At 35.5% G+C, this 2,269-nt stretch carries 2 protein-coding genes; both read right to left on the reverse strand.

The window, feature by feature from the left end:
• Window positions 1-441 (reverse strand): serine hydrolase domain-containing protein (locus HRG09_RS27940; RefSeq protein WP_174104049.1); only part of this gene is annotated, 441 nt, incomplete at its 3' end.
• A 225-nt stretch (window positions 442-666) separates the two neighbouring features.
• The gene (locus HRG09_RS27945; RefSeq protein WP_174104050.1) at window positions 667-1,821 is read right to left on the reverse strand and encodes a hypothetical protein; all 1,155 of its coding nucleotides are present in this window, start codon (window positions 1,819-1,821) and stop codon (window positions 667-669) included.
• Between the last annotated feature and the right edge of the window lie 448 nt (window positions 1,822-2,269).

Raw genomic sequence — 2,269 nt, forward strand, 5'->3', positions numbered from 1 at the left:
TCCTTGAATGACACCAGGCAACCATTTTTCGATGGAGTCGTCTAGATTCAGGCGGTTCTCTCCAGCTAATTGAAGTACAACCGTTGCAGTGAACGTCTTCGTTACGCTGCCAATACGAAAGCGAAAATCTGTTTTCATTGGTTTCTTGGTGTTCAGATCCGCTACCCCAGCGGCATACCCCCAAGTTTTTCCACCCTCAGAAGTTTTAGCAAGTATCCCCGGGTATCCAAGTTGTAATGTATCCCGCATAGCTTCCTTGACGGAATTACGATCTCGTTGCGTGCTTGTTTGTGACGAACTAGATACATTTTGAGTGGGCTCTGCTTTTACAATTGAGGTTGGTGTTGTGTATAACAGGGAACTTCCAGCTATTAAAAGGGCCAAACTTGCACATGTAATTTGACTACGTGTTTTCATAAGGCATTCCTCTCCTCTATTCATATTGTATAGGTGGTTGCTTGCTGTTTCATACTAACCATACAGCTATCATCTCTACCAATGACAAAAGGTCAACATTGAATTCGTAATCATCTTCATAATGATTATTTTTACAAACACCATTCTGTCCTATTTTTGTTAGCACCACTTAACCTTAACAAAACTTCGCAACAGAACCAAACTTTATTATAAAGCTACAGTATTGGTCTTTATCTTGTCTTTCTTGCATTATTTTTTAGGATGGACCGTACCATTCGAGTAATAATCCACCATATACTCCCATGTATACTTACCATAAGTAGTAGTCATATCCAAGTATCTTATACCATTAGCACCAGGAGATCCCATATAGTAAGTAAATGGATAGGATTTAGATGCTAACTCTTCTTTAAATGTTGTTTCATAATCAATTAATCTATTATATTTTGTAATATTAGTTGTAGTAGTACCGGCAATTTTCTCATCGTACTCCATATCCACTCCAATAGTTCCTATTCTCTTATTTACATAAGCTTGTGGAAGGATATAGCTTCCGTCTGTATAGGAAAGTGTTCCATTTATCATGCTTTTTTTAACAACTTTTAGTAAGTAATCGGGTTTGTTCAGAACTGTACCATTTTGTTGGGTATCGCCATGAAAATACCAATTAGGCTGTAGAAGCACTACATCAAAAAGATTGGTTTGATTGGTTACCCAAGCTACTCTTCTTAAAATATCAGTATCTGTATCAACATAAGGAGCCCATGCTAATTTTTTGTATCCGTTTGTGGAAGAAGAAGCCCATGTATCAAGCGCTTTAAATAGCTGGACAGTCACATTAGAGTTCATACTATTATTTAATTTACTCCAATAATCTCCAGTATATACTGTAGCCTTAGTACCATCTGGATCAGCAGTATCTTTATAAACATGTTCAACATTAACGTAAATACCTACTATATTGTTTGTCCAGATTACACTACCTAATTCGGTTTTGAATTTTTCTAGTTCTGCGGTAAGAGGGGCAGATTTAAAATCTGTACTTTTTGAACCTCTATGTAAAGTCCCTAACCAAATTTTTGCACTACTATCTTTTGCTATGATTTTTTTGATTAAATCTAATTTTAATTTGTAATCAGTATCATCATGAACAGAAATTTTCGGTGATAAAACAATAAACTGGTTGGCTCCTTTCATGAGATTCGTAAGCTCAGTATCTGTATATGTGTTATAAGTGGTAGAAGCAGCAGGATCAATTTTTCCAGCATACATAAGAACCGATTTCATAGATGGACCAAACGTAGTTGCTGCCTCTGCGTGATTAGTTGCCCCAAATAAAGATGGCAGCAATAAAGCTGCGGCAGTTACAGTAGGTAACAGAAACCTTCTTAATTCCCTAATCATACATTTCCCCCTATTTTAGTTAAATTTTGTATCTTTAGGGGTTATGACAACGATTTATTCTTTTTCGGGCCACTTGCAAAAAAATTTCAAATATATGATAAAACAATAACTTTAAGGCAATTAGATTTGAAGTTTTCAAGGAAATCTTCTTGAAATGTGTTCCGTAAATTTATTTTTAGCAGTATTTACAAGTATTCTGTAAACAAACCTTGTTAAATTCTTCTTAAAAAGTTAACGGAACTCTAATTCTGATAACTAAAATAATGAGTGGATCCAAAAAGTGGTAATTTTTTCCGTACCCCTAATAGAGAATACTATCTGTACATTATCCTGGAAACATAGGATCTTTAATCGCATACTCTTTTGGCGGTTCTGCTTCCATTAGGTTTCGTATAAAATAGTCCCATCGTCGACGTATAAAGTAAACATCTTCCGAAATCCCATGATA

Origin of the sequence: Bacillus sp. Xin1 (assembly GCF_013314535.1) — a bacterium.
In the GTDB taxonomy this organism is placed as follows: Bacteria; Bacillota; Bacilli; order Bacillales; family Bacillaceae_G; genus Bacillus_A.

Coding starts and splice junctions, on each gene's coding strand:
- HRG09_RS27945 (WP_174104050.1), bottom strand. CDS start 1,821: ATGATTAGGGAATTAAGAAGGTTTCTGTTACCTACTGTAACTGCCGCA.